Raw genomic sequence first — 24,048 nt, forward strand, 5'->3', positions numbered from 1 at the left:
ATGCGCCATTATTTCGACCGCGCGTGGATCTCGGCGACGTAGCCGCCCGGGAACTGCACGAGCGCCGCATCGCGCCCGTCCGACGTGAAGGGCGGCACCAGCACGGTCACGCCGGCGGCCTTGGCCTTCTCCAGCGTGGCGGCGAGGTCCGGCACTTCGTAGCCGGTCATTTCGCGCCCGAACGGATACGGCAAACGGCCGTCGGTCGCCAGCACCGTCATCTTGCCGAAGCCCGACTCGATGCGGATGCGGCGATACGTGTCGTCCGGCCGGCCGATCTCGATGCCCGGCGCCTTGCGCACGTCGGACACGACCTTGCCGCGCGAGAACGCGACGAAGTCGTGCACCAGCTTGCTCGCGCTTTCCGGCGACACGTACACGCGGTTCTCCGGCACCGTCTGCAGCGGGTCGTAGTGCGGCGCCTGGGTGTGCCAGTACAGCTGCATGTTCACGCCGCCCGGCCAGCGGATGATCGCGTCGCGGCCGATCGGATCGGGGAACGTATCGACGACCACGTCCGCGCCGTGCGCACGCGCCGATTTCATCGCGACGTCCATGTCGGTGACGAGATAGCCGGTGCGCTCCGCGCAGAACGGATACGGGATCGGCGTCTTGAAGCCGAACACCGAGATCGTGCCGACCGGCGTCAGCACGAGCTGCGACATCGTCTGGCTCGGCGTCGGCGTGACCTGGAACACGACGAAGCGGCCGTCCTTGATCGCGACGGAGGTCGCGACGGGGTTCGCGCGGTCGAGGGTCGTGAATCGTCCGTTGTGGAGGATCAGATCCGGTTGAGTGTCGGGTACGCTCATCAATATGTCCTCGATGCAATCAGAAACCGAGCCAGTGACGGACCGGTGCAACGGCCGCCACGCCGATCAGCATGCCGGCCAGCCCGACCAGCGCAATCAGCGGCGGTGCGGGCGAGCGCACCTTGATCACGCTGTACACGACGCCGACCAGCACGCCGGCGCCCAATGAAACCAGATACGATTCCATACGTCCCTCCCGACTGAATTAGAATGTGCCGCATTACCGCCCGGGCGCCGGGCGCCGTGCGCCTGCGGCCCGATCCGCTGCCGTCCCGTCCGCTTCACTTCGCCGCCACGCTTTCCAGCCATGCAACATCTGCCCGACCTCGAAGCCTGGGCCATCTTCGCGCGGGTCGCGGAGACCGGTTCGTTCGCCAAGGCCGCCGACCTGCTCGGCATCACGCAACCGACCGTGTCGAAGGCGATCGCGCGACTCGAAAAGCGCCTCGGCGCGATGCTGCTGTACCGTACGTCGCGCAAGCTGTCGCTCACACCAACCGGCGAACTGCTGCGCGATCGTGCGATCCGGCTGCTCGCCGACGCCGAACTGATCGAGGACGAGGCATCCGCACACGCGCTCGAACCGCACGGCCTCGTGCGCGTGAACGCACCGATGTCCTACGGCCTGTGCAATCTCGCGCCGCTGCTGCCCGCGTTTCTCGAACGCTATCCGCGCGTCGACGTCGACCTCGTGCTCACCGACAACTTCGTCGACATCGTGTCCGGCGGCTTCGACGTCGCGATCCGGATCGCCGAACTGAGCGATTCGTCGCTGCGCGCACGCCGCCTGTGCGCGGTACGCCGGCCGCTCGTCGCGTCGCCCGCGTATCTGGACCGGCACGGCCGGCCGACCCATCCGAGCGAACTCGACCAGCACGTGTGCCTGACCTACACGAACATCCCGACGCCCGAATACTGGCGCTTTCGCCATACGACGTCGGGCGACGAATTCGGCGTGCCGGTGCGCGGGCGCATCCGTGCGAACAACGCCGACGTCCTCTGTCCCGCGCTGATCGCCGGCCACGGTATCGCACTGCAGCCGGCGTTCCTGGTATGGAATGAACTGCAAAGCGGTGCGCTCGAGGAAGTGATGCACGACTGGAAAATCCCGGACCTCAACGTCAACCTCGTCACACCGCCCGGCATGCTGCGTGCCGCGCGCGTGACGGCGCTGCTCGCGTTCCTCGTCGAACATCTGTCGCACGCGCCGTGGGCACTGCCGCCCGTCTGAGCGGGCGGCCCGCGACCCGTTACTTCGCCGGCACGGCCGGGATCGACTCGTGCGGCGTCGCGGTGCGCTGCGCCGCCTTGTGGACCATCGTGTACGCGTAGTCGACGCCCATTCCGTACGCGCCCGAATGCTCCTTCGCGATCGCCATCACGGCGTCGTAGGTATCGCGGCGCGCCCAGTCGCGCTGCCACTCGAGCGCGACCTGCTGCCAGGTGACGGGCACGACGCCGGCCTGGATCATCCGCTGCATCGCGAAATCGTGCCCATCCTTCGACGTGCCGCCCGACGCGTCGGCGACCATGTAGATCTCGTAGTCGCCCTCGAGCATCGCGCAGAGCGCGAACGTCGTGTTGCAGACTTCGGTCCACAGGCCGGAGACGACCACCTTCTTGCGGCCGTTCGCGGCAAGCGCGTCGCGCACCTTCTGGTCGTCCCACGAGTTCATCGACGTGCGCTCGAGCGTCTTCTGGTTCGGGAACACGTCGAGCAGTTCGGGATAGGTGTAACCCGAGAAGCTGTCGCTTTCGACCGTGGTGATCGTGGTCGGGATGTTGAATGCTTTCGCGGCCTTGGCAAGCCCGACGACGTTGTTCTTCAACGTCTGGCGATCGATCGACTGCACGCCGAATGCCATCTGCGGCTGCTGGTCGATGAAGATCAGCTGGCTGTTCTGGGGGGTGAGGACTTCAAGCTTCGGGTTGCTCATGGCGCGTATCATCCTTTGGACAGGAAACGTTTAAGGCTTGCCTCGATCGGAAACCGAGAGGAGCCGACTGTGCGTTACCCCGGATCTGCGTCTTCCGGTTGCAGCCATTTAATCGGAAAAGCCGCGGCTCGAACATCCAAGAAATGGAATCGATCGAATTCCGAAAGAGGGGGCTCTCCAACGGCTGTCCGCCCTTTTGTTCCACACGTAAACCCGATACGCTTCCAGCACGTTGAAGGCGAGCCCTTCGCCCCCGATCAGCCTATCACGAGAGGTTTTCATCATGAAGCCGTATTTTCTGTCGCTGTTCGCAGGCATCCTCGCCGGCGTCATCTACGGTGCGCTCGGCGTGAATTCGCCGGCACCGCCGATCATCGCGCTCGTCGGCCTGCTCGGCATGCTGGCCGGCGAACAGATCCTGCCGCTCGCGCGCCGGATGCTGGCCGGCTATCGGCTGAATACCGCGTGGCGCGATGCACAATGCAGCCAGCACATGTTCGGCGCGCTGCCGGGCGCCGCCGCGAACGATCGCAAGCCGTCGTGATGCAAGACTCATGACCAACGTCGAGCTGTTCCACTACCTGCTGCTGTTGATCTGCGGCGCGGGCGCGCTCACCTGGCTCGCGGAGCGCGTGTCGATCCCGCCGGCCGTCGTGCTGCTGCTCGGCGGCTGCGTGGTGGCCATCGCCGGCAAGCGCACGCCCGACATGGATCCGGCGCTGCTGCTCGTGGCCGTGCTGCCGCCGCTGCTGATGTCGAGCGGCTTCTATACGGCGTGGAAGGAATTCCGCCACGAGCTCGCGTCGATCGCGTCGCTCGCGCTCGGCGCGGTGGTGTTCACGACGGTTGCGGTCGCGCTCGCCGTGCATGCGGCCAATCCGGCGCTGCCGTGGGCCGCGTGCTTCACGCTCGGCGCGATCGTGTCGCCGCCCGACGCGGTCGCCGCGAAGGCGATCCTGCAGCGCCATCCGCTGCCCGCGCGGCTCGTCGCGGTGCTCGAAGGCGAAAGCCTCGTCAACGATGCATCGGGCCTGCTGCTGTACCAGATGGCCGTCTCGGCCGCGCTCGCCGTCACGATCACGACCGCGAGCGCCACCGGCCTGTTCTTCTCGCTCACGCTGATCGGCATCGCGGTCGGCCTCGCGTGCGGCCATGCGATGTGCTGGGTGCTGCAGCGCCTGCGCGAGCCGATGCTCGGGATCGTCGTGACCTTCGCGATGGCGTGGGGCAGCTACGGCATCGCGGAAGCCGTGCACGGTTCGGGCGTGCTGTCGGTCGTGACCTGCGGCCTCGTGCTCGGCGTGCGCCAGCATCGCGTGTTCGGCGCCGACATGCGGATCAAGGCGAAGGCGACCTGGGAAGCGATCGTGTTCGTGCTCGACGCGCTCGTGTTCATCCTGATCGGCCTCGCGCTGCACGCGATCCTCGCCGGCGTGAACCACGAAGGCGCGGTGCTGATGGCCGGCCTGCGCGTCGCGCTGCCGGCCACCGCCGCCGCGATCGCCGCGCGCGTCGTGTGGGTGTTCGTCGCGATGTGGCTGCCGGGCCGCCTGCGCGCGCCGCGCGCGGGCCATGCGCGGTGGTCGTGGCGCGAGGCCGTCGTGCTCGGCTGGTCCGGCATGCGCGGCGTCGTGAGCCTCGCGGCCGCGATCGCGCTGCCGGGCAACTTCCCCGGGCGCGACCTGATCCTGTTCAGCACGTTCCTGCTGATCATCGCGACGCTGGTCGTGCAAGGCGGCACGCTCGCGCCGCTGATCCGCGTGCTGAAGCTGCGCCCGGCCGCGCGGCACACGATGTCCGAGCATGCCGTGCGCGCCCACACGTTCGGCGCGGCGCTCGCCGAACTCGATGCACGCGAGCAGCGCGGCACGCACCTCGAACGCGCATCGCTCGACCGGCTGCTGACCGAATACCGCAGCCGTGTCGCGTTCAACGAACGCGCGCACCGCGACGGCGCGGAACCGGCGGACGTGCGCGCGCGGATGCTGCGCGTCGAGCTCGAGCTGGTCGGCGTGTCGCGCGATGCGCTGCTCGAGCTGCATCGCGACGGCCGGGTCGACGACGCGGTGCTGCACCGCATAGAATCCGAGCTGGATTTCGAGGAACTGCGGCTGCAGCGCCTGCTCGAACCGTAACGTCCGGCCTGCCCGGCCCTCCCCGGCCGGCCCGTCTCCCCTTCCCCACATGGAATTGCAATGAGCGAACTGTCCGTCGAAGCGAGCATCGGCTCGGTCGATTACCTGGTCCATTTCACCGACGGCGTCCATCAGTGGCGCGCCGACGAACCGGCGTCGCTCGGCGGCGGCGATACCGCACCGACGCCGGTCGCGCTGCTGCTGTCGAGCCTCGGCGCGTGCACCGCGATCACGCTGAAGATGTACGCGCAACGCAAGGGCTGGCCGCTCGCCGAAGTGCACGTGAAGCTCGCGCACGAATCGGGCAGCGCGGGCAGCACGATCGTGCGCCGCATCACGCTCGACGGCGACCTGACCGACGAGCAGCGCGAGCGCCTGCTGCAGATCGCGAATGCGTGCCCGGTGCACAAGATCCTCACGCACCCGATCGCGATCGATACGGCCATCGCCTGACCCACCGGATACGAGAGACCCACCATGTCCGCATCGATCAAGACCCTGCTCACGCCGCGCGAGAGCGACATCGGCAACCTCGTCGTGCGCCGCGTGCTGCCCGCGCGCGCCGCGCGCCTCGTCGGCCCGTTCATCTTCTTCGACGAGATGGGGCCGGCCGTGCTGCCGGCCGGCAGCGGCATCGACGTGCTGCCGCATCCGCACATCGGCCTCGCGACCGTCACCTACCTGTTCGACGGCACGCTGATGCATCACGACAGCCTCGGCTTCCGGCAGAAGATCGTGCCCGGCGACGTGAACTGGATGACGGCCGGGCGCGGCATCGTCCACTCGGAGCGTTCGCCCGACGAGGACCGCCCGCATGAACAACCGGTGCACGGGATCCAGACCTGGGTCGCGCTGCCGGTCGAGCACGAGGACACCGCGCCCGCGTTCGTGCATCACGCGGCCGACACGCTGCCGTCGTTCACGCGCGACGGCGCGCACGTGCGCGTGATCGCGGGCACCGCGTTCGGGCTCACGTCGCCGGTCGCGGTGTTCTCGCCGACGCTCTATGCGTATGTGGAATTCGCCGCGGGCGGGCAGCTCGCGCTCGACGCGGAACACGACGAGCGCGGCGTGTATCTCGTCGACGGCGACCTCACGATCGACGGCACGCCGCTCGCCCCCGCGACGATGGCCGTGCTCGAACCCGGCACGAACGTCGCGCTCGCCAGCGCGAACGGCGCGCGCGTGATGCTGCTCGGCGGTGCGCACCTGCCGGGCGAGCGGTTCATCGAATGGAATTTCGTGTCGAGCGAGCGCGCGAAAATCGAGGCGGCCCGCCACGCGTGGGCGGAGCAGACCTTCGGCAAGGTGCCGGGCGAGGAAAACGAATGGACGCGCCAGCCGGAGCGCCGCGCGCAGTGAGCCCGCAGTGAGCCCGCGGTGAGCAGATAGCGGTCGGCGCATCGATGCAGCGCGGCCGGCATTCACGCCGGCCGCCTTGCGTTTACGGCTTCAATCCCATCAGCTTCGCGAGCACGGGCCAGCGCTCGAGCGATTCGACGAATGCGCGCCGCGCCTGCTCGTCGACGTAGCGGGCCGGATCCAGCGCGGGCAGGTGCCGCGCGAGGCCGAGCACGTCGTTCGGTTGCGACAGGCGATCGTCGTCGCCTTCGCCGATGTTTACTGTTCGTCGATCCATACGCCGTCCGGAGTCTTCACCGCATAGCCGGTGCTCGTCTGCAGCGTCACCGTGCCTTCGTTCTCGCCGACCATCCGCGTGCGCGGCAGGTCGGCCGAATATTGCGCAAGCGTCGCGCCCGGCTTGAACGGGCTGTTCGACACGAGGTTCGACAGCAGCTGCGCGAGCGCGAGGAAGCTCGTCGGCTGGTCGATCACGGTCGTCGTGCCGTGATTGCCGGTGAAGCCGACGAGCCGCACGCCGACCGGCCCGTGGACGACGCTCGGCGTCGGGATCTCGCGCAGGCCGGCCACCTGGTTCTTGTCGCCGCGCAGCGCGGCGCCGTGCTCGGGCACGAACACGATCACCGCGCGCCGTCCCGACTGCGCGATCAGGTCGGCGAGCCGGTCGAAGTCGTTCATCATCCGGGTCACGCGCTGCGGATACGAATCGATGCTGGTGAGCGAGCTGCCCACCACGCGGTTGCCGTCGTGCAGGCTGATCGTGTTGTAGTACAGCGCGACCGGGCCCGGCACCGACGCGCGCTGCGCGTACCAGTTCGCGAGCGTGCCGTAGTCGTCCTTGATCGCCGAGCCGTCGAACGCATGCATCGCGACCGGGGCGGCGGCGTTCGAGATCATCGGCGCGTCGGGCACGCCGATGTTGTCGTGAACGACCTGCAGGAAGTTGTCGAAGTGCCCGTCGTGGTTCAGCAGCGACTGCACCGTGTAGCCGGCGGACGCGAGTTGCGAAAACAGGTGGCACTGCTGCGGCGCGGGCTTGTACAGGTCCGCGTGCGCTTCCTGCCCGCAACTCGCGCGCAGCACGCGGATCGCGGCCGGGCCGCTGTAGCTCGCAGCCGTGCTGAAGTTGTTGAACAGGTAGTCGAAGTGGCTCAGCATCGGGTGATTGCGCACCTTCGCGGCATCGAGGTCGTCCCACGACAGCGAGCACACGTGCAGCACGATCACGTCGAACTGCGCGGCCGGATCGTTGCCGAGGTGGCCGAACGCGACCTGCCGCTGCGACTCCTGCGCGCGGAACGTCGCGAGCGCCGCGTTGTGGTCCTCGGGCTGGCCGGCCCGCCCGCCCGTCGCGTCGGCCTGCTGCGGGAGCGGCGCGACGACGCGCGCCATCAGCCCGTTGCCGGCCTGCCACAGCGGCATCACGACCAGCGCGGCGAGCACGAAGGTCGCGACGCGCACCCAGCGGTTGACGATGAAATAGACGATCAGCACACCCGCCACGGTCAGCACCAGCAGCGGCGGCAACAGGCGCGGCAGCAGCTCCATCCAGTAGTCGAGGCGGAACGTGCTGACCTCGCGCGCGGCATCGACAAGGCGCGCGAGCGGCGGCGCATGCAGCTCGCGCGCAAGGAGCGGCACCGCGATCGCGAGCGCGGCGAGCTGCCGCACGATGCGCCACACGCGCGCGCGGATCGGCGCGCTCGCCGCGAGGGCCAGCGCGAACGCGAGGTTCGCGAGCCACAGCGGCTGCAGGTGGCCGGTCGCGAACAGCGCGAACTTCAGGATGAAATACAGATTCCAGAACGTCATCTAAACCACTCCGTGATGGGCGCCGCGTCAGTCGCGCGCCCGATCGAGCTTCGGTGCCAGCATCGACTGCACGCCGCGCGCCGCACCTTTCCACATCCGTACGTAACCGTCCAGGCCCACGCGCAGCACTTCCTTCAGCCCGCGCAGCGGCGTGTCCGCGCGCGCGCTCGCGTGCCAGTCGAGCCACGCGTCCGCGCGGCCGAACGTGCACTGCACGAGCTGGCGCTCCTGCTCGAGCGTCAGCGCCTCGAAGCTCACGCCGACGTGGGTCGGCGTCACGCGGCTCACGCGCACCGGGAACGGGAACGGCCGGTCGCCGCGCGTCACGCACACCGTCAGCGTGTCGCCGACCGCGAGCGGCAGCCCCGGCACCGCTTCGAGGCCGAGGCCGCCGGTCGAGTAGTCGCTCGTGAAGCATGCGGCCGTCGAGCCGTCGGCGAGCAGCAGCGTCGCCGGCACGCGCATCGCGATCCGGTGCGTGACGCGCACCTGCTTGGTCTCGCGCGCGACGGCCATGGCCGCGCCGAGCATCGCGAGGTTGTAGACGGTCCAGCCGAGCGTGATCAGGATCGTCGACGCCTCGTCGCCCTGGTCGGCCACGAGCCGCCACAGGCCGGCCGCGATCGCGAGCACGTTCAGCGCGAACAGCACGAGGTACGGCTTCGAGGTCGACCAGTCGACGTAGCCTTCGTCGATCTTGCCGCCCTTGTCGGTCACGTTGAACTTGCCGTGCTGCGGGCTGAAGAACGCGACGGTGGTCGGCAGCGCGATGTACCACGCGAGCACCGATTCGTAGACCTCGGCCCAGAACGAGTGGCGATAGCGCCCCTGCATCCGCGAGTTCGCGACGTTCGCGAGCACCAGGTACGGGATCACGTAGCTCGCGAGCGCGACCGACGACGCATTGATGAAGTACAGGTGGAAGAACAGGTACGCGAGCGGGATCGTCAGGAACACGAGCCGCGGGATCCCGTAGAAGAAATGCAGCATCGCGTTGCCGTAGCAGATCCGCTGGATGAAGCCGAGCCCGCGCCCGAGGAACGGATTGTCGATGCGGAAGATCTGCGCCATCCCGCGCGCCCAGCGCGTGCGCTGCTTCACGTGGCCGGCGAGGCTCTCGGTCGCGAGGCCGGCCGCCTGCACGGTCGGCAGGTACGCCGACGTGTAGCCGCGGCGGTGCAGCTTGAGCGCGGTGTGCGCGTCCTCGGTCACGGTCTCGACCGCGACGCCGCCCACCTCCTCCAGCGCGGTGCGCTTGAGCACCGCGCACGACCCGCAGAAGAACGTCGCGTTCCACAGGTCGTTGCCCGACTGCACGAGCCCGTAGAACAGGTTGCCCTCGTTCGGGATCTCGCGGAACGTGCCGAGGTTGCGCTCGAACGGATCGGGCGAGAAGAAATGGTGCGGCGTCTGCACCAGCGCGCATTTCGGGTCGCGCAGGAACACGCCCATCGAGGTCTGCAGGAACGAGCGCGTCGGCACGTGATCGCAGTCGAAGATCGCGATGTATTCGCCGTGCGTCTTCGGCAGCGCGCGGTTGATGTTGCCGGCCTTCGCGTGGCGGTTGTCGTCGCGCGTCAGGTAGCCGATCCCCGCCTCGCGCGCGAACGCCTCGAACTCGGGGCGCCGGCCGTCGTCGAGCAGGTACACGCGCAGCTTGGCCGCCGGCCAGTCGATGCTCTGCGACGCGAAGACGGTCGGCTTCACGACCGACAGCGGTTCGTTGTAGGTCGGGATGTAGACGTCGACGCTCGGCCAGGTGTCCGGGTCGTCGGGCAGCGGCACGATCGGCCGGTCGAGCGGCCACGCGGTCTGGACGAAGCCGAGCAGCAGGATCATCCACGTATAGGCTTCGGCGCCGTACAGCAGGTAGCCGGCGAACGCCTCGACGGGGCTGCGGAAATCTAGTGTCTGGGTCGTGCGCCACCACACGTAGCGGACGGTGGCGAGCAGCGCGAGCGACGCGAGCGCGAGGGTCGGCAGATGGCCCGGCAGGCGGCGCAGCGCGAGCGCCAGCACCGCGACGATCGCGAAGAACGCGAACTGCGCGCCGGGCATCAGCGGCGACATCCCGGCGCGGCCCACATCAGCGCGCCGGCGATCAGCAGCACGGCGCGAGCCAGCGGTGCCGGCCGACGCCGTGCGCGCGCGCGTCGAGCCAGCCGCCCCAGCGCGCCCACGGCAGACGCGCGAGCAACGCGTCGAGGCGCCGGCCGAGCGCGCGCGCCGCGGACGTAGGCCGGCACGACGAACGTGTCGAACCACGCGAGCGGATCGCGCGCGGCCGGCCATCGGCTGCGCGCGGCGCGCGCACGATCGCGCGCCACAGCCATTCCGCGGGCTCAGCGGCTGCAGCACGCCCACTCCCGCGCGAGCCACAGGAAGGCGATGCGTGCCGGCGGCGCACGGATCGGCCGGCCGGGCGGCGGCGCGTGGAAGAACAGCCGCACGAGCCAGTCGAGCAGCGTGCGCTCGGCCGGCAGCCCGATCCCGCGCGCGCACCAGTCGGTCGCGCGCTGGGCCGCGGCACGCCAGCGCGACGCGAACCCGGCCTTCATCGCCGCGCTCCCGTGCGGCCGGCCGCGGCCGCCGCGAGCCACGCGTCGACCCAGTTCGCGACGCCGTTCAGGTCGTGCGACGCCTGCGAATACGGCGCGTCGTCGAAGATCCAGCTGCCGCGCGCGAGCGTTTCGGGCACGGCCGCATCGACGTGAATCCGCTGCTCGAGCATCGACGCCGGTCCCGCGACCGCGCGCAGCATCGCGAGCGCATCGCGCTGCATGTCGCGCGCCGGGTTCAGCCGGTTCACGACGATCTGCAGGTCGCCGCCGCCGGCCCGCAGCGCGTCGAGGCGCGCGGCAACGGTCGCGCACGCGGCCGGTTCGGGCGGCACGACGACGAGCGTCAGGTCCGCGCGGCGAATCGCCTGCTCGGCCTGCGGCGACGGATAGCGCGCGGTGTCGACCAGCACGACGCCGTCAGGCGGCAGCGCGATCTCGTCGAGCGCGCGCGACAGCCAGGCCGGATCGGCCGCGAGCCGCGCATCGCAGGCGGCGGCGCCCGCCGCGTCGACCTGCCCGTACGGGACGAACAGCACGCCGTCGGCATTGCGCCACGTATGCGCGTGCCACGGCGCGGCGTTACCCGGGTCACCGAGCAGGCTGTGCGCGAGCCCGTGCTCGGCCAGCGTGTCGAGACCGAGCGTCGCGCCCATCAGGTTCTGCGCGTCGAACTCGACCGCGACGACCGGCCGGCCGCGACGGGCGAGCAGCACCGCGAGCGCGCCGGCGAGCGTCGTGCGGCCCGCGCCGCCGGTCGTCGACGTGACGGCGATCGTCTTCATGGCGCGGCCTCGCCGGCGTGGTCGGCATCGGGCAGCAGGCGCCCGCGCAGCGCGACCGGCACGAGTTCGCACGGCACCGCGTCGCGCCGCTGCAGCCCGCGCGGCGCATGAAAGCCGCGGCCGAGGCCCAGGTGCTGCGCGACGAGCCACACCGGCACCGCGATCGCGATGCCGACGATGAATCCGATGACGAGTTCGGCGATCATGCGCCCTCCGGCTTGCGCAGCGGCATCGCGCTGCGGATGGCGCCGCGCGTGTGCGCGACGGGAAATGCAGGAAATGCCGGCGCATCGCCCGGCATGTCGGCGGCCGGCGTCGCATCGTCGGCGTGAACCGCGTGCGGCGGCGCATCGACGTGCCGGTCGGCCACACCGCCCGCGGCGCCCGCGCCGCCCTCGCCGCCCACGGCGCCGTCGGCGCCCGGTTCGGCACGCGCCGCGGCATCCGCCGCGCGTTCGCCCGGCGCGCGTGCCGCATCCGCCGGCTGCGCCGTCGCGAACAGGTCGCTGTAGTCGGCGATCGGCGCGCGCCGGTTCTCGGCCTTCAGCGCATCGAGCTCGGTGTCGATGCTGCCCTGCCCGAGACACACGACGCGATCGGACAGCGTCTCGACCGGCACGTCGAAGATACGCGCGAGCGCATCCTCGGCATCGGCCGGCTCGCACGCGAACAGGAACACGTACAGGTGCCCGGCATCGGCCGTCACGACGTCGCCCGCGCGGCGCGGCCGGCAATGCCGCAGCGCATCGACGTGCGACACGCCGGGCAGCAGCGCGATCTTCGCGAGCGTATGCGGCAGCGCGAGCACGGCGCCGCGATCGAGCACCGCGCGAATCCGCAGGCAGAACGCGCCGACCGGCAGGTAGCCGAGCACCGAATCGCCGAGTGCGGCCGCGAGCGCCGCGCGATAGTCGGGCGCGACGGGCCGCGCATAGAGCTGCCCGCGCAGCGCGTGCACGGCCGCGTGCATCCGCGTCACCGGCAGGTCGCGCGCGACGACGCGGTTCGCGCCGACGCTCAGCACCAGCATCTCGAACTGCTGGCGCAGCACCTCGCCGCGCTCGACCACGGCGATCTTCAACGCGCCGCCGCACTGCCGGCGCAGCGTGTGAACGGCCGCGCACAGCGCCTCGAGCTGGGCATGCGAGCGGAACGCCAGCACCGCGGTCGCGGCCTGCGCGCGTGCGCAGGCGGCGACGACCGCCGCGTTGTCGTCGACGATTTCCCAGTCGGCCGGCACGCGTCCGCCTTCGTCGAGCACCGCGCGGCTGACGACGACGCGATCCTCGTCGGTCGCGAGCTTCATCCGGCGCAGCGGTTCGGCGGCGGCGCCGTCGACGATCGCCGCGAGCCGGCCGCCCGGCGCGAAGCGCAGCGGCCGCACTTCGCCGGCCGCGAGCGTCTCGCCCGCGCGCCAGAAATCGACGACCCACAGCAGCTCGCCGTGCGTGCGCTGCAGCTGCGCGACGCCCGCGCACACGCCGTGAAAGCCGCTGCGCGGCGCGCGATTCGCGTCGCGCACGAGCGGCGGATCATCGGTGTCCGGATCGGCGCCGGTGCGCACGATCTCGGGATCGACCAGCAGCACCAGCGCGATCCGGTGCGTGCGGCACCAGTCGGCGAGCGCGTGCGCTTCTTCCGCGAGCGCCGTCGGATCGTCCCAGCTGAACCAGCGTTGCGCGCCTTCGATGAAATACAGCGAGCGCGCGCGAAAGCCGTAGCGCTTCATCGCGCGCAAGCGCCGTGAGCCGCGCGAACGCCGGGGCGCGGCACGGCGCGGCGCACGGGTTCCGCGCCGCATCGCCGTCCCGCCGCGGCGCGGGCGCCATCGCCAGCAGTTGATGGCGCGGCCAGCCGCCCGCTGGCGCCGCCCAGAACCGCGCGCCTGCAGCTGCGCGCAACGCGGCGCGGGGCGCGCCGACAGCACGACGTCACGTCGCGCGTGCGCGACTGCCGCGCGCTTTCCCACACCAGCGCGTCGCACGCGGCGTGCCGGCGGCGGCATCGTCGCGTACAGCCGCCGCTTCCAGCTGCGTCCACGTGTCGGGCAGCCCGTCGATCGCGAGCCGGCTCAGCGGGCCGGCGCGACCGCCGGCCGGCCCGGTGCGCAGCAGCGCGCGCAGGCGGCCCAGCAGGCCGGCGGCGCCGAGCGCGGGACGGTTGCATCGAGTTCCGTATTCACGCGTTCTCCCAGTCCCCTAGTAATCCGAATAAAGCCGCACCGGCGTCGGCGTGACGAGCCAGCTGCGCGCCGCGCGTGCGTCGAACGCATAGCGCAGGTACACGAGCGCCGAACTCGGCGCGTAGTCGTGCGACCGGTCGACGTGCAGTTGCGCGCCGACGCTCAGGTGCGGATTCACGCGATACTCGACGATGCCGTTCACGCCATACGAAAACGACACGCCGCGCGTCGAACTGCCCGCGTAGACGAGCCCCGCCGCCTCCTGCGCGGCGCGCTGGTCCGCGAAGGTCGGGTAGAACAGCGAGTCCTTCTCGTAGCTGTTCGAGATCCCGCCCGTGACGGTCAGGTCCCACGACAGCGCGTCGCGCCGCCCCGCCCACTCGAGCGGCACGCCGAGCGACAGGTAGCGCTGCGGGCTGTAGTAGCCGCCCTGCCCGTACGTGTAGTAACGCAGGTTCTGCGCGTAGTGCCACGCATTGCCGACGAGCCCCGTGCTCACCTTCATCGTCGCGCGTTCGTACACGGGCACCGTGAAGCCCGAGCGCAGCGTGAGCTCCGCGTTGCGCTCGACGTTGCGGCCGGACAGCACGCCCGCGCCGAGCTCCGCGAACAGGTTCACGCGGCCGACGTCGAGCGCCGCGCGCAGGTTCACGCCGTCGCGGCGCACGCCGCCCCACACCGCGCCCGTCCACGGATCGCGCATCCCCGCATACGACAGCACGCTGCTCGTTTCCGGCCGGCGCGACGCGTTCACGGTAAAGCTCGCCGGGCCCGCGTCGAAGCGGTAGCGCACGCCGCCGACCAGGTAATGCACCGGGAAGCCCAGCGGCGACGTGCCGAGATCGACGCGCCACGCATCCGTGCGATAGCCGGCGCCGAGCGCGACGCCCGTCATCGGCTGGTGCAGGTCGCCCTGCGGATGCGCGATCAACGCGGCGGCCTGCTGGTTCAACGGCGCCAGCGACGAGCCGGCCAGCGCGTTGAGCGCGCCGTAGGTGCCGAAGGTCTTCAGCGAATACGCGTTCGGCACGCTCGTATCGAGCGTGCCGGCGTCCAGATGCACGGTGTCGAGCTGCAGGAACGCGTGCCCGTCGTAACGCACCGGCATCTGCGCGTAGATCGGCACCTGCTGCGCGCGGTACGCGGAAATCCCTTCGTCGCCCGACTTGTACGCGGGCAGCCAGCCGATCTCGATCTCCGGATCGCGCCGCTGTTCGAGATCCGCGAACGCGGCCTGCGCGGGCGTGCGGCCGTCGCGGCCCGGGCTCACGCCGCTCGTGCGTTCCTGCGACAGCGACAGCCGGTACAGCGACGCGGCATCGTCGTAGCGGCCCTGCGCCTCGGCCACGCGCCCGGCGGCAACCGTCACGTCGGCGCGGGCCGGATACGCGGCCTGCAGCGGGTCGATCACCTGCGCGGCTTCGTCCGGGCGGCGCAGCGCGTTCAGCCGGCGCACGACCGACAGCCGCGTATCGACGTCGTCGTCCGGCGTGCGCGCCAGCACGGCCTGCACGCGCGCGAGCGCGGCCGCGCGCTGGCCGCTGTCCTCGTCGATGCGCGCGAGCGCGAGCTGCGTGTCGGCATCGTCCGGCGTGCGCGCGATAACGGGCGCGAGCGCGTCGCGTGCCGCGTCGTAGTGACCTTGCGCGCGTTCGAGATCGGCCAGCTCGAGTGCGTAGCGCTTGTCCGCGCGACCGGCCGGGCTCGCGCGATCGAGCAGCGTGCGCGCGCGCGCATAGTCCTGCTGCGCGATCGCGTCGTCCGTCCGGCGCAGCACGAGCCGCAGCGACTGATCCTCGATGCGCGCGGTCTGTGCCGGCGTCAGCGCCGGTTCGCGGCGCAGCGTGTCGAGCCACGCGGCGAGCGCGTCGTCGCGCCCCGCGCTGCCGAGCAGGTCGCCGTAGCGCAGCCGCACGTCGGGATCGGCCTCGCGCGGATGCGCGGCGATCCAGTCGCGCAACGGCGCGAGGCCGCGCTCGGGCTCGCCCGCGTCGATCCACTGCGCGCCGATCGCGGCCAGCATGTCGGGATCGTCCGGCGCGCTCGCCTGCGCATGCGCAAGCGACGCGGCAAACGCCGCGCGATCGCCGCGGCCGAGCGCGCCGCGCGCGTCGGCCAGCGCGCTTTGCGCGTCGAGCTTGCGGGCGAGCGCACGCATGCCGTCCGAGCGCCGCGCATCGTCGACACCCGCGAGCGCGGCCTGCGCGCCGGCGACGTCGTCGAGCGAGTTGCGATACAGCGCGGTCGCATAGCGCATCTCGGGCGTATCGCTTTGCGCGAGCCCCTCATCCATCACCGTGCGGCCGAGCTGCGGCAGCCCCATGTCGCGATACAGCCGCGCGAGCGCGAAACGCGTCCACGGTGCGTCGGGCGCCGCGCGCACGGCCGCTTCGTAGCGTTGCACGGCCGGCCCGCGTTCGCCCTTGTCGGCGAGCGCGCGCGCCTGGCTCGCGAGCAGGTCGGCGCGCAGCCCGTCGAGTGCGCGGCGATCGTCGCTGCCCGTCACGCGGCCTTGCAGCGCGTCGAGCAGCGGGCCGACGCGGTCCGCGCGGCCGGTGTTCTCGTACAGCATCGCCGTGCCGCGCACCGCCGACACGTTCGGCGAACGTGCGGCCAGCAGTTCGCGCAGCAACGGCTCCGCGCGCGCCCAGTCGCGCTGCGCGAGCAGCGCGTCGGCGAGCTGCAGCTTCGCGTCCGGGCTGTCGGGCTGCATCGCGAGTGCGGCGCGCGCCGCGCGCTCGGCATCCTGCGGCCGCCCGGCCGACGCCGCCGCGCGGCCTTGCGCGAGCAGCCCCCAGAACTGCGCGGTACGCGCGAGGCTCTGCCACTTGCCGCGCTGGTCGGTCGACAGCGCCGCGGCGCGCGTGAACAGCGCACGCGCTTCGTCGTGCCGGCCTTCGCGCAAGCGCAGCAGGCCGAGCCCGCCGAGCGCATCGGCGTCGCCGGCGCGCGCCTGCGCGGCGCGCGCGAGCAGCGGATCGGCACCGGCCAGGTCGCCGCGCGCGAGCGCCTGCAAGCCGCGCTGCTGCGCGATGTAGTCAGGGTCGCGTTCGAGCCGGCGCTGCGCGTCGCGCTGCCGGTCGAGTTCGGCGCTGCGATCGCGGAATTCGGTGTCGTCCGGCACCAGCGCGAGATACGCGTGCAGCGCATCGAGATACGCGGGATCGCTGCCGGCAGACTGCAGCACGCGCCGCCACACGGCCATCGCTTCCGTGTGATCGGCGTCGGCGCGCTTCGCGAGCGACCAGGCGATGCGGTTCGCTTCCGCGCGCGTGTCGGCGCGCTGGTTCAGCAGCCGCGCGAGCGCGAGCGCCGCGCTCGTGTCCTGCGGGTCGGCCGCGACCGCGCGGCGCAACGCGGCGAGCGCCGATTCTCGGCCACCAGGCGCATTCGCGACGATCTGGTAATACTCGGCGCCGAGCGCGCCGGACGGCGCGCCGTTCGGGAACAGCGCGACGATCCGCCGGGCCGCTTCGTCGGCGCGGCCGCTGCGCGCGAGCAGCCGGATCTGCGCCATCTCGCCGCGCCCGCTCGTCGCGACGCGGTATTCGTCGGCCGCGCGCCGCGTGCCGGGCGCCGCGGGCGCGCGGGCCTGCAGGCGTGCCAGCGCGGCCTGCGCGCCTTGCGCGTCGCCGAGCCGCAGCAGCACCCGCATCTGTTCCGCGAGCAGTTCGGGATCGTCCGGCGCGATCAGGAGCCCCTTGCGCAGCGCGTCGCGCGCGAGGTCGTCGCGATGCTTCGCGCCCCACATGCGGGCGGTCGCGAGCTGACGCTGCGCATCGGGCAGGTCGGTCGTGGCCGGCGCCGAGATGGCCTTCGGCGCGACGGTTTTCGGCAACGCGGGCGCGGGTGTGGCGACGGCGGCCGGCGCCGCCGCCGTGACCGACGACGCGAGCCACGCGAACCCCGCGACGCGCGGTGCGGTGCGCTTCATCGGGCCGCGCATGAACGGTCCTCCCAGCGCGCAGCGAGCGACCCGTCCGCGCCGAACCGGTAGCGGCCGTCGCGCCAGCCGAGGCCGAACAGCGTCAGCACGCTCGTGTAGTAGCCGGGCGCCGCCTGGCGCGCGAGCGCATCGACACGGGCCGCCTGCGCATCGGCGAGCGCATGCTGGCCGCGCGCGTCGAGGAACGGCACGGCCGCCGCGGAGAAGCCGCCATTGCCGTCGTTCGGCCCCGCGACGCCGGTCGTCGTGTCGACCTTCTCCGGCGGCGCGCCATGCGCGGCGATATGGTCGGCGAACGGCGCGAAGCGCGCGAGCAGCGGTGCGGCGAGCGGATCGGCGCGATCGAGCATGCCGGCCCACAGGTACACGCGGATCGCGTTGTACGCGCTTTCCGCATGGGTCTGGGGATCGGGGCCGAAGCCCGCGCCCGCGCGATACAACGCCCAGTCCGGCGAGAAGCCCTTCGGCGCGGTGTCGAGCAGCACGCGGCCGGTACTGGCCGCGAGCGCGGCCCAGCGGCGCTCGTCGGGCAGGCGGGCGGCGAGCCCGCGGATCACCTGCGGCGGCGAATAGCTCGGGTTCACGCGCCATTGGCCATCGGCCAGCTTGAACCCGGTCGGCCCGGGCAGCAGCGTGAGGCCGAGGCCCGGCACGCTGGCCGTCTCGTCGTCGAGCACGCGCTTCGCGAGCAGCGCGCCGCGCGCGGTGTAGCTGCGCTCGTGCCACAGCCGCCCGGCTTCGACGAGCGTGTAGGCAATCCAGAGATCGGCATCCGACGCCGCGTTCGCATCGAGCACGCGCCACGTGCCGTCCGGCGCGCGGCCCCACAACCACGCCGGCAGCCGGGCGCTCAGGTCGCCCTGTGCGAGGTTGTTCTCGGTCCATGCGAGGATCGTGTCGAACGTGCGCCGGTCGTTCGCGACGAGCGCGAAGAACAGTCCATACGCCTGCCCCTCCGATACCGTGCGCGAATCGGCCGAGCCGACGTCGATCACGCGGCCGTCGGCCGACACGAAATCGCGCTTGAACGCGTCCCAGCGCGGCCACGCCGCGCCGCACCGCACGTCGGCCGCACCGCCTTGCGCCGCCTGCGCGCGCCCGGCCGTCCCGGCTACCCCGGCCGCTGCGCACGCCGCCGCGACGGCCAGCACGAGCGTCGTGCCGCCCCGCCGGGCCGGCCGCGCTGCCCGTCGCCTTGCGAATGCCCAAGCCATCATCCGTTACATCCCCCGGCGGCGCGCGGCGATTTTCTGCAGCACGCTGAACACGCCGAGCGCGAGCAACAGCCCCGCGACGACGCCGACCACGCCGAGCGCCACCGGGTACCGCGCCGCCTGCGTCCAGACGCGCGCATACCACGGCACGAAACCGACCACGTACGGATCGCCGACGCGCAGGCTGTCGACCTGTCCCGGCCGCACCAGCGCGAGGTCGCCCTGCAGTTGCGACACGAGGCCCGGCTTCTCGAAGACGTCGAGCAGGTCGGCCAGGCGCGTCTGGTCGGTCGCGGTCAGCGCGACGACGCTGCGGCCGTGGCTGCCAGGCAGTTCGAACCCGGCGAGCGCGGCGAGCGCGCCCGTCTGTTCGATATGCGCGCCACCGTCGGCCATGCCGACGCCATTGCGCCAGCGCTCCTTCACCGAGAACGCGACACGCGTCGCGCCCGTGCCGGCCTGCTGGTCGATCGCCAGCGGCAGCGCCGCGCGCCAGTGCGACAGCAGCGGCGACGCGGGCGAGCCGTCGATCACGAGCAGGTCCTTGCGGCCCGCCAGCGCGGCGACGTCGCCGGGCCGCGCGACCTGCACGCGCAGCGCCGGGAAGCCGGTCCACTGCCCCATGTGGCCGAGCATCGTCAGATAGGCTTCCAGCTCCTGCGGCGACGGCCGGTCCGGGATCACGACCGCCGTCTGCGACAGGTCGGCGAAGCGCGTGAACGGGAAGCCGCTGTTCGCGAAGAATGCGAGGTTCGGCAACTGCGCGTAGTGGACGAAGTGCGAGAAGTCGATCGTCGAATCGGGATCGATCGCCGCGCGCTGCGGCTCGGTCGCGGTGCTCGAGCAGAGCCCCGTCTTCTGCGAGTCGAGCGTGAAGCGGAACTGCAGCTGGTTGCCGCTGCCGACGCGGAACGCCGGGATGTCGACATCGCTCGTCACGCGCCCTTCCGGCACCGCCAGCAGCGGCAGCTGCATGCGCCCGCGCGCGTCTTCGGCATGGGCCGGCCCGAGGCGGTACGACTTCACGAGCTGTTCGTTGATCTCGACGGCAAGCGTCGAGTTGTCCTGCACGGTCGGCGCCGTGTAGCGGTAGCGCAGCGTGATCGGCACACCCGAGCCGTTCCACGAATGCAGGTCGGCCGGCACCCGCAGGTTCAGCCGGATCGCGTCCGGCGACGTGCCGCGCACTTCGAGTTCGCGCGGGTCCGACACCAGTTCGCGGAACGCGATCGGCCGGTTCACCGGCAGCCAGCGCGGAGCGTCGTACGGCTTGCGCGGCGCGCCGAGATCGACGTGCGCGACCGTCGCCGCCGGGCCCGACAGCGCCGCGCGGCCGAGCACGAGCGCCGCGACCGCATCGTCGACCTCGGCTGCCGTGCGGCCCGTCACGACCAGCAGCTTGCGGCCCGGCGCGGCCGGGTTGTCGGCGACGGCGAGCAGCGGGCCGTTGACCGACGGCAGCGCGAGGCCGGCCGGCAAGGTCGCGGCCGTGCCGACCACCACCGCCTGGTCGTCGGCCGGCAGCGTCGCCGCGACCGGGAAGCGCGCCTGCCGGTAGTCGGCCTGCGCGCCGAACCACGACGCGAGCACGCCGGCACTGCGCAGCGTCGCCGAGTCGGGCGACGCCGGCAGCACGAACGGCAGCCGCAAGCGCCCGTTGTCGCGCCGGTCGAAGAACGGCGCGGGCAGCAGCGCGAGATCGTTCGGCAGGCGCACCGGCGACTCGTCGAGGATCAGCTCGCTCGTCGGGCTCACGTCGGCCCACAGCGCCGAGCTCGACGGGTCCTCGCAGTGATCGAGCGAGTAGTGCGCGATCAGGCGCAGGCCGATCTGGTTGAAATCGGAGAAGTAGCGCGGATCGATCGGGATGTCCTGCGTGACCGTGCGGCCCGCGCGCGTCGCGTCGAACGGGACGGTCGCGACCACCTCGTCGTTCACCGAAACCTTCAGGTGCGACATCGGGAACACGAGCGACGGCGAATACGCATAGGTCAGGCGCAGCCGCGCGCCGGTGACCACGCGGTCGAGCCGCACGCCCGCATGGATCGTGCGTGCATCGTCGGCGCCGCGCAGGTGCACCGGATCGAACGCGCCGAGCGACGCGAACGGCAGGTGCACGGTCGTCGCCGGCAGGCCAGCGGGTGCCGCGCCGGCGGCGCTCGATGCGGCCGATGCGCTCGATACGGCCGCGCCGTTGGCGAGCGCCGGCGTGGCCGGGCTGCCGGCGGACGCCGAAGCGGCCGCCGAAACGGATGCCGACGCGACCGGCATCGGCGCGGCCGACAACGCGGCCGCATGAAACGCGCCGAACGTGGCGAGCGACAGGACGAACAGCGACACGGCCGGCTTCATGCGCGGCTCCGCATCGTCGTGGTCGTCCGGTGATCAAGCGCGCCGCAATCGACGCGCCCAAAGCAGCTATGCCCGTGAGTGCACATCCCCACTGCTTCCCCTCAAAGTCTGGCCTGAATGCATGTATCGAAACGACGCGGCGCATTCTTCCGCTGCCGGTCCATCGGACGGTGCGCGCCTGGCACCGGCGCTCGCACATTCGTCACACTATCTCAAAATCAGGACAAAACTCACCCTGATTCGCGCTGACGAAGCGAAAAACAACTCAATACGGTCGGAAATGCTGCGTGCGGCGACTGAATGGCAAGAATTACGCCGTTGCTGCCGGCCGGACCGATCGGCATACTGCCGACGCTGCCGGATCGGCGAACCGTCGCGCCGGCGAACCGTCCGGATACCGGATGCCGGATGCGACCCCTTGCGGGCCGCCCGGAACGCGCTGCCGCGTGGGCGGCGCGTATGCTACCGCAAGCCGGCGCCGCGTGCCGGGCTTTCTTCATGGAAAACTGACTTGGATCAAATCGTCGACACCGCCACCCCGTCCCCCGACACGCTGTTGCGCATCATCGCCACGCAGACCGAGATCGCGAAACTCGGCCTCGACCTCGGCAGCGTGATGGCTTATGTGACCGAGCAGGTGCCGCAACTCACGGGCGCGAGCGGCGCGGCGGTCGAATTCGCCGAAGGCGACGACATGGTGTACCGCGCCGCGTCGGGCTCCGCCGCCGGGATGCTCGGGCTGCGGTTGCGTCGCTCAGGCAGCCTGTCGGGCCTGTGCGTGACGCGCGGGGAATTGCTGCGCTGCACGGATTCGGAAACCGACCCGCGCGTCGATCGCGATGCCTGCCGCCGCGTCGGGCTGCGCTCGATGCTGGTGATGCCGCTCACCCATGCGGACACGACGGTCGGCGTGCTGAAGGTGATGTCGCCGGAGGTCGACGGCTTCTCGGCCGCCGACGCCGGCACGCTGCGGCTCACGGCCGACCTGATCGCCGCCGCGATGTTCCACGCGGCGCGCAACGAGGCGAACGAGCTGTACCTGCGCGCAACGCACGACGCGCTCACCGGCCTGCCGAACCGCGCGCTGTTCTACGACCGCCTGCGCCAGTCGATGCACACGGCGCTGCGCGCGAACGGCCGGCTCGGCATCCTCAACATCGACATGGACGGGCTCAAGCCGATCAACGACGGCTACGGCCACCGCGCGGGCGACGCGGCGCTGCGCGAGGCCGCCACGCGGATGCTGGGCGCCGTGCGGCGCTCGGATACGGTCGCGCGGGTGGGCGGCGACGAGTTCGCGGTGATCCTGCCGAACGTCGGCAGCCGCGACGACATCGACGCACAACGCGCACGGCTCGCCCGGCAGGTCGCCGAACCGTTCGAGTTCGAGGGGCAGCCGCTGCGGCTCGGCGTCAGTGTCGGCGTCGCGATGCTGCCCGAAGACGGCACCGACATGAACGCGCTGATCGAGCATGCGGACCAGGCGATGTACGAGGTGAAGCGCACGCGGACGCAGCGAGCGTGCCACGCGTGACGTGCGACGCCCGGCCCGTTCGGCCAGCCGGGCCGCTCGCGCACGGCTAACCGGACTGCGGCACCGCGATCGCCACCCCGACCACGATCCACTGCACGATCGCGACCAGCACGCCGGCGCGGCACAACGCGAGCGCGCTCATGACGCGTCGACCCGCTGCGCGAGGCCGACCGTGAAGATGCCCAACTCGTCGATCCCCTGGTCGAGCTTGCGAAAGCCCGCGCGCGCGACGAGTTCGTCCATCTCGGCCTGCGAGCGGCGGCGCATCACCCAGGTCGCCTCGCCGCGATGATTGTTCAGCGCACGCGCGATGAATTCCAGCTGCGGATGCCACGGCTGTCCGGTGCAGACGAGATAGCCGCCGGGCGGCACCGCCTGTGCGAGCCCGCGCAGCTCGAACGCACGCAGCGGCGCGAGCGCCTGCGCGCGGTCACGCTCGCCGAGTCGACGAGGTGCGCGACGCGCGCCGAATGTTCGTGACCGCGATGCAGCAGCACGATCGCGTCGCGGCAGCGCGGGCCCGTCGCGGGCCGGTGACGCTAGAACAGCGTGTCGCCGTCGCGCGTGACGAAGCCGGCCTCGCGGGCCGTGCGTGCGCTCATGCGATCTCTCTCGTTTCGTTATTCGAATCATGCGGCGCCGCCCTCCGGCGCCGGTCCCGCTGCGGCCGCCAGCCGCCGTCAGCCGCCCGCTTCGGCAACGCCCGCCTGCACGCGCCGCACCACCGTCACGATCGACAGCACGATCAGCACGCGCCACAGCCATGCGGCGACGCCGCCGACCGGCAGGCCGAAGCCGATCCACAGCGCGAACGCGCCGAGCGCGAGCGCGCGGTCGCTCTTGCCGAATGGGCCGTCGTAGCGGCGCGTCGCGCCGGCGAGCGGGCCGATCAGCCCCGCGCATTCGACGATGATCGCCGTCAGCGCGAACAGCCAGACGTCGGCCGGTGCGAACGCGGGAATCGCGAGAAACGGCAGCACGAGTGCGACATCCGACACGATGTCGCCGAGCTCGTTCAGGTACGCGCCGAGCGTGCTCTTCTGCCCGTGCTCGCGGGCAAGCATGCCGTCGATCGCGTTGAGCGCCATCCGCACGAACAGCCAGATCGGAATCAGCAGGAACAGCACGCGGGCGAACACGCCGAGCCCCGCGAGCGCGCCGACGACGATCGAGCCGCCGGCCGCGAACAGCGTGACCTGGTTGGCCGTGACGCCGCGTTCGGCAAGCGAATCCGCGAACGGACGCAGACGGTTCTGGAATTTCGGTTTGAGTGCGTAGAGGCTCATCGTTTTATGGTTTCGGCACGTTCGGATACGTTCGTCGCCGCCATGCCCCGGGCGGCGCAACCGCCGGCGGCGGCTTTCGACAGGTGGTCGTAATCGTCGCCGAGCGGCCCCGACGCGTCAAGCCGCGCCCCCG

16 protein-coding genes and 4 pseudogenes are annotated in these 24,048 nt (G+C 71.5%); 6 read left to right on the top strand and 14 right to left on the bottom strand.

Features of this window, described 5'->3' with window-relative positions; translation table 11 throughout:
* Positions 1–8: 8 nt before the first annotated feature.
* Positions 9–698: pseudogene (locus PL79_RS23230) on the bottom strand (VOC family protein); the annotation flags it as partial.
* Between the two features lie 133 nt (positions 699–831).
* Positions 832–999 carry a DUF1427 family protein gene (locus PL79_RS23235; RefSeq protein WP_044846122.1) on the bottom strand — a complete coding sequence of 56 codons (168 nt, stop codon included), beginning with the start codon at positions 997–999 and terminating at the stop codon, positions 832–834.
* Positions 1,000–1,119: 120 nt separating this feature from the next.
* Between PL79_RS23235 and PL79_RS23240 the strand changes: the two genes are divergently transcribed.
* On the top strand, positions 1,120–2,043 hold the full coding sequence (locus tag PL79_RS23240; protein ID WP_044846123.1) for a LysR family transcriptional regulator: 924 nt from the start codon (positions 1,120–1,122) through the stop codon (positions 2,041–2,043).
* 19 nt (positions 2,044–2,062) lie between these two features.
* Here PL79_RS23240 and PL79_RS23245 read toward each other — a convergent pair whose 3' ends face one another.
* Positions 2,063–2,749: a hydrolase gene (locus PL79_RS23245; RefSeq protein ID WP_044846124.1), complete on the bottom strand. Its 687-nt coding sequence runs from the start codon at positions 2,747–2,749 to the stop codon at positions 2,063–2,065.
* A gap of 283 nt (positions 2,750–3,032) precedes the next feature.
* Here PL79_RS23245 and PL79_RS23250 point away from each other — a divergent pair, with 283 nt between their 5' ends.
* From PL79_RS23250 to PL79_RS23265, 4 genes are read left to right on the top strand one after another with little or no spacing between them, the layout of a single operon-like run.
* The gene (locus tag PL79_RS23250; RefSeq protein ID WP_044846125.1) at positions 3,033–3,293 is read left to right on the top strand and encodes a XapX domain-containing protein; all 261 of its coding nucleotides are present in this window, start codon (positions 3,033–3,035) and stop codon (positions 3,291–3,293) included.
* A gap of 10 nt (positions 3,294–3,303) precedes the next feature.
* Positions 3,304–4,884 carry a cation:proton antiporter gene (locus tag PL79_RS23255; protein WP_044846126.1) on the top strand — a complete coding sequence of 527 codons (1,581 nt, stop codon included), beginning with the start codon at positions 3,304–3,306 and terminating at the stop codon, positions 4,882–4,884.
* Between the two features lie 60 nt (positions 4,885–4,944).
* Positions 4,945–5,337, top strand: coding sequence for an OsmC family protein (locus PL79_RS23260; RefSeq protein WP_044846127.1), 393 nt, complete (start codon positions 4,945–4,947; stop codon positions 5,335–5,337).
* 24 nt (positions 5,338–5,361) lie between these two features.
* On the top strand, positions 5,362–6,246 hold the full coding sequence (locus PL79_RS23265; RefSeq protein WP_044846128.1) for a pirin family protein: 885 nt from the start codon (positions 5,362–5,364) through the stop codon (positions 6,244–6,246).
* 82 nt (positions 6,247–6,328) lie between these two features.
* Here the strand turns inward: PL79_RS23265 and PL79_RS23270 are convergent, their stop codons facing one another.
* The 9 genes and pseudogenes from PL79_RS23270 to bcsB form a co-directional block, all read right to left on the bottom strand.
* Positions 6,329–6,523, bottom strand: a complete 195-nt coding sequence (locus PL79_RS23270; RefSeq protein ID WP_044846129.1) for a hypothetical protein — start codon at positions 6,521–6,523, stop codon at positions 6,329–6,331.
* Positions 6,505–8,058, bottom strand: a complete 1,554-nt coding sequence (gene bcsG, locus PL79_RS23275; protein ID WP_044846130.1) for a cellulose biosynthesis protein BcsG — start codon at positions 8,056–8,058, stop codon at positions 6,505–6,507. Before bcsG ends, PL79_RS23270 begins: the two co-directional genes overlap by 19 nt.
* A 27-nt stretch (positions 8,059–8,085) precedes the next feature.
* Positions 8,086–10,616: pseudogene (bcsA, locus tag PL79_RS23280) on the bottom strand (UDP-forming cellulose synthase catalytic subunit).
* Entirely contained in the window at positions 10,613–11,401 is a 789-nt protein-coding gene (bcsQ, locus tag PL79_RS23285; protein WP_044846131.1) for a cellulose biosynthesis protein BcsQ, read from the bottom strand. The pseudogene bcsA and the gene bcsQ overlap by 4 nt, the downstream one beginning before the upstream one ends.
* On the bottom strand, positions 11,398–11,607 hold the full coding sequence (locus PL79_RS23290; protein WP_044846132.1) for a hypothetical protein: 210 nt from the start codon (positions 11,605–11,607) through the stop codon (positions 11,398–11,400). The genes bcsQ and PL79_RS23290 overlap by 4 nt, the downstream gene beginning before the upstream one ends.
* Positions 11,604–13,583, bottom strand: a pseudogene (bcsE, locus tag PL79_RS23295) (cellulose biosynthesis protein BcsE). Before bcsE ends, PL79_RS23290 begins: the two are co-directional and overlap by 4 nt.
* Before the next feature lie 16 nt (positions 13,584–13,599).
* Positions 13,600–17,529, bottom strand: a complete 3,930-nt coding sequence (locus tag PL79_RS23300; protein WP_044848434.1) for a cellulose synthase subunit BcsC-related outer membrane protein — start codon at positions 17,527–17,529, stop codon at positions 13,600–13,602.
* Positions 17,514–18,743 (bottom strand): cellulose synthase complex periplasmic endoglucanase BcsZ, encoded by a 1,230-nt coding sequence (bcsZ, locus tag PL79_RS23305; protein ID WP_044848441.1) that lies wholly within the window; start codon positions 18,741–18,743, stop codon positions 17,514–17,516. The genes PL79_RS23300 and bcsZ overlap by 16 nt, the downstream gene beginning before the upstream one ends.
* Before the next feature lie 6 nt (positions 18,744–18,749).
* Entirely contained in the window at positions 18,750–21,095 is a 2,346-nt protein-coding gene (gene bcsB, locus PL79_RS23310; protein ID WP_044848433.1) for a cellulose biosynthesis cyclic di-GMP-binding regulatory protein BcsB, read from the bottom strand.
* Between the two features lie 511 nt (positions 21,096–21,606).
* Between bcsB and PL79_RS23315 the strand changes: the two genes are divergently transcribed.
* On the top strand, positions 21,607–22,629 hold the full coding sequence (locus PL79_RS23315) for a sensor domain-containing diguanylate cyclase (RefSeq protein WP_044848432.1): 1,023 nt from the start codon (positions 21,607–21,609) through the stop codon (positions 22,627–22,629).
* 138 nt (positions 22,630–22,767) lie between these two features.
* Here the strand turns inward: PL79_RS23315 and PL79_RS23320 are convergent.
* Together PL79_RS23320 and PL79_RS23325 are read right to left on the bottom strand one after the other, a co-directional pair.
* A pseudogene (locus PL79_RS23320) lies at positions 22,768–23,022 on the bottom strand (class I SAM-dependent methyltransferase family protein); the annotation flags it as partial.
* Between the two features lie 287 nt (positions 23,023–23,309).
* Positions 23,310–23,915, bottom strand: coding sequence for a CDP-alcohol phosphatidyltransferase family protein (locus tag PL79_RS23325; RefSeq protein WP_044848430.1), 606 nt, complete (start codon positions 23,913–23,915; stop codon positions 23,310–23,312).
* Positions 23,916–24,048: the final 133 nt, after the last annotated feature.

The sequence above is a fragment of the Burkholderia sp. USMB20 genome (assembly GCF_000949135.2).
GTDB lineage: Bacteria > Pseudomonadota > Gammaproteobacteria > Burkholderiales > Burkholderiaceae > Burkholderia.

Excerpts from the sequence above, each read along its gene's own strand:
- PL79_RS23250 (WP_044846125.1), top strand. The coding sequence starts at position 3,033 with ATGAAGCCGTATTTTCTGTCGCTGTTCGCAGGCATCCTCGCCGGCGTC.
- PL79_RS23260 (WP_044846127.1), top strand. The coding sequence starts at position 4,945 with ATGAGCGAACTGTCCGTCGAAGCGAGCATCGGCTCGGTCGATTACCTG.
- PL79_RS23325 (WP_044848430.1), bottom strand. The coding sequence starts at position 23,915 with ATGAGCCTCTACGCACTCAAACCGAAATTCCAGAACCGTCTGCGTCCG.
- bcsQ (WP_044846131.1), bottom strand. The coding sequence starts at position 11,401 with ATGAAGACGATCGCCGTCACGTCGACGACCGGCGGCGCGGGCCGCACG.
- PL79_RS23235 (WP_044846122.1), bottom strand. The coding sequence starts at position 999 with ATGGAATCGTATCTGGTTTCATTGGGCGCCGGCGTGCTGGTCGGCGTC.
- bcsB (WP_044848433.1), bottom strand. The coding sequence starts at position 21,095 with ATGAAGCCGGCCGTGTCGCTGTTCGTCCTGTCGCTCGCCACGTTCGGC.
- PL79_RS23300 (WP_044848434.1), bottom strand. The coding sequence starts at position 17,529 with ATGCGCGGCCCGATGAAGCGCACCGCACCGCGCGTCGCGGGGTTCGCG.
- PL79_RS23265 (WP_044846128.1), top strand. The coding sequence starts at position 5,362 with ATGTCCGCATCGATCAAGACCCTGCTCACGCCGCGCGAGAGCGACATC.
- PL79_RS23270 (WP_044846129.1), bottom strand. The coding sequence starts at position 6,523 with ATGGATCGACGAACAGTAAACATCGGCGAAGGCGACGACGATCGCCTG.
- PL79_RS23240 (WP_044846123.1), top strand. The coding sequence starts at position 1,120 with ATGCAACATCTGCCCGACCTCGAAGCCTGGGCCATCTTCGCGCGGGTC.
- PL79_RS23245 (WP_044846124.1), bottom strand. The coding sequence starts at position 2,749 with ATGAGCAACCCGAAGCTTGAAGTCCTCACCCCCCAGAACAGCCAGCTG.
- PL79_RS23255 (WP_044846126.1), top strand. The coding sequence starts at position 3,304 with ATGACCAACGTCGAGCTGTTCCACTACCTGCTGCTGTTGATCTGCGGC.
- bcsG (WP_044846130.1), bottom strand. The coding sequence starts at position 8,058 with ATGACGTTCTGGAATCTGTATTTCATCCTGAAGTTCGCGCTGTTCGCG.
- PL79_RS23290 (WP_044846132.1), bottom strand. The coding sequence starts at position 11,607 with ATGATCGCCGAACTCGTCATCGGATTCATCGTCGGCATCGCGATCGCG.
- bcsZ (WP_044848441.1), bottom strand. The coding sequence starts at position 18,743 with ATGGCTTGGGCATTCGCAAGGCGACGGGCAGCGCGGCCGGCCCGGCGG.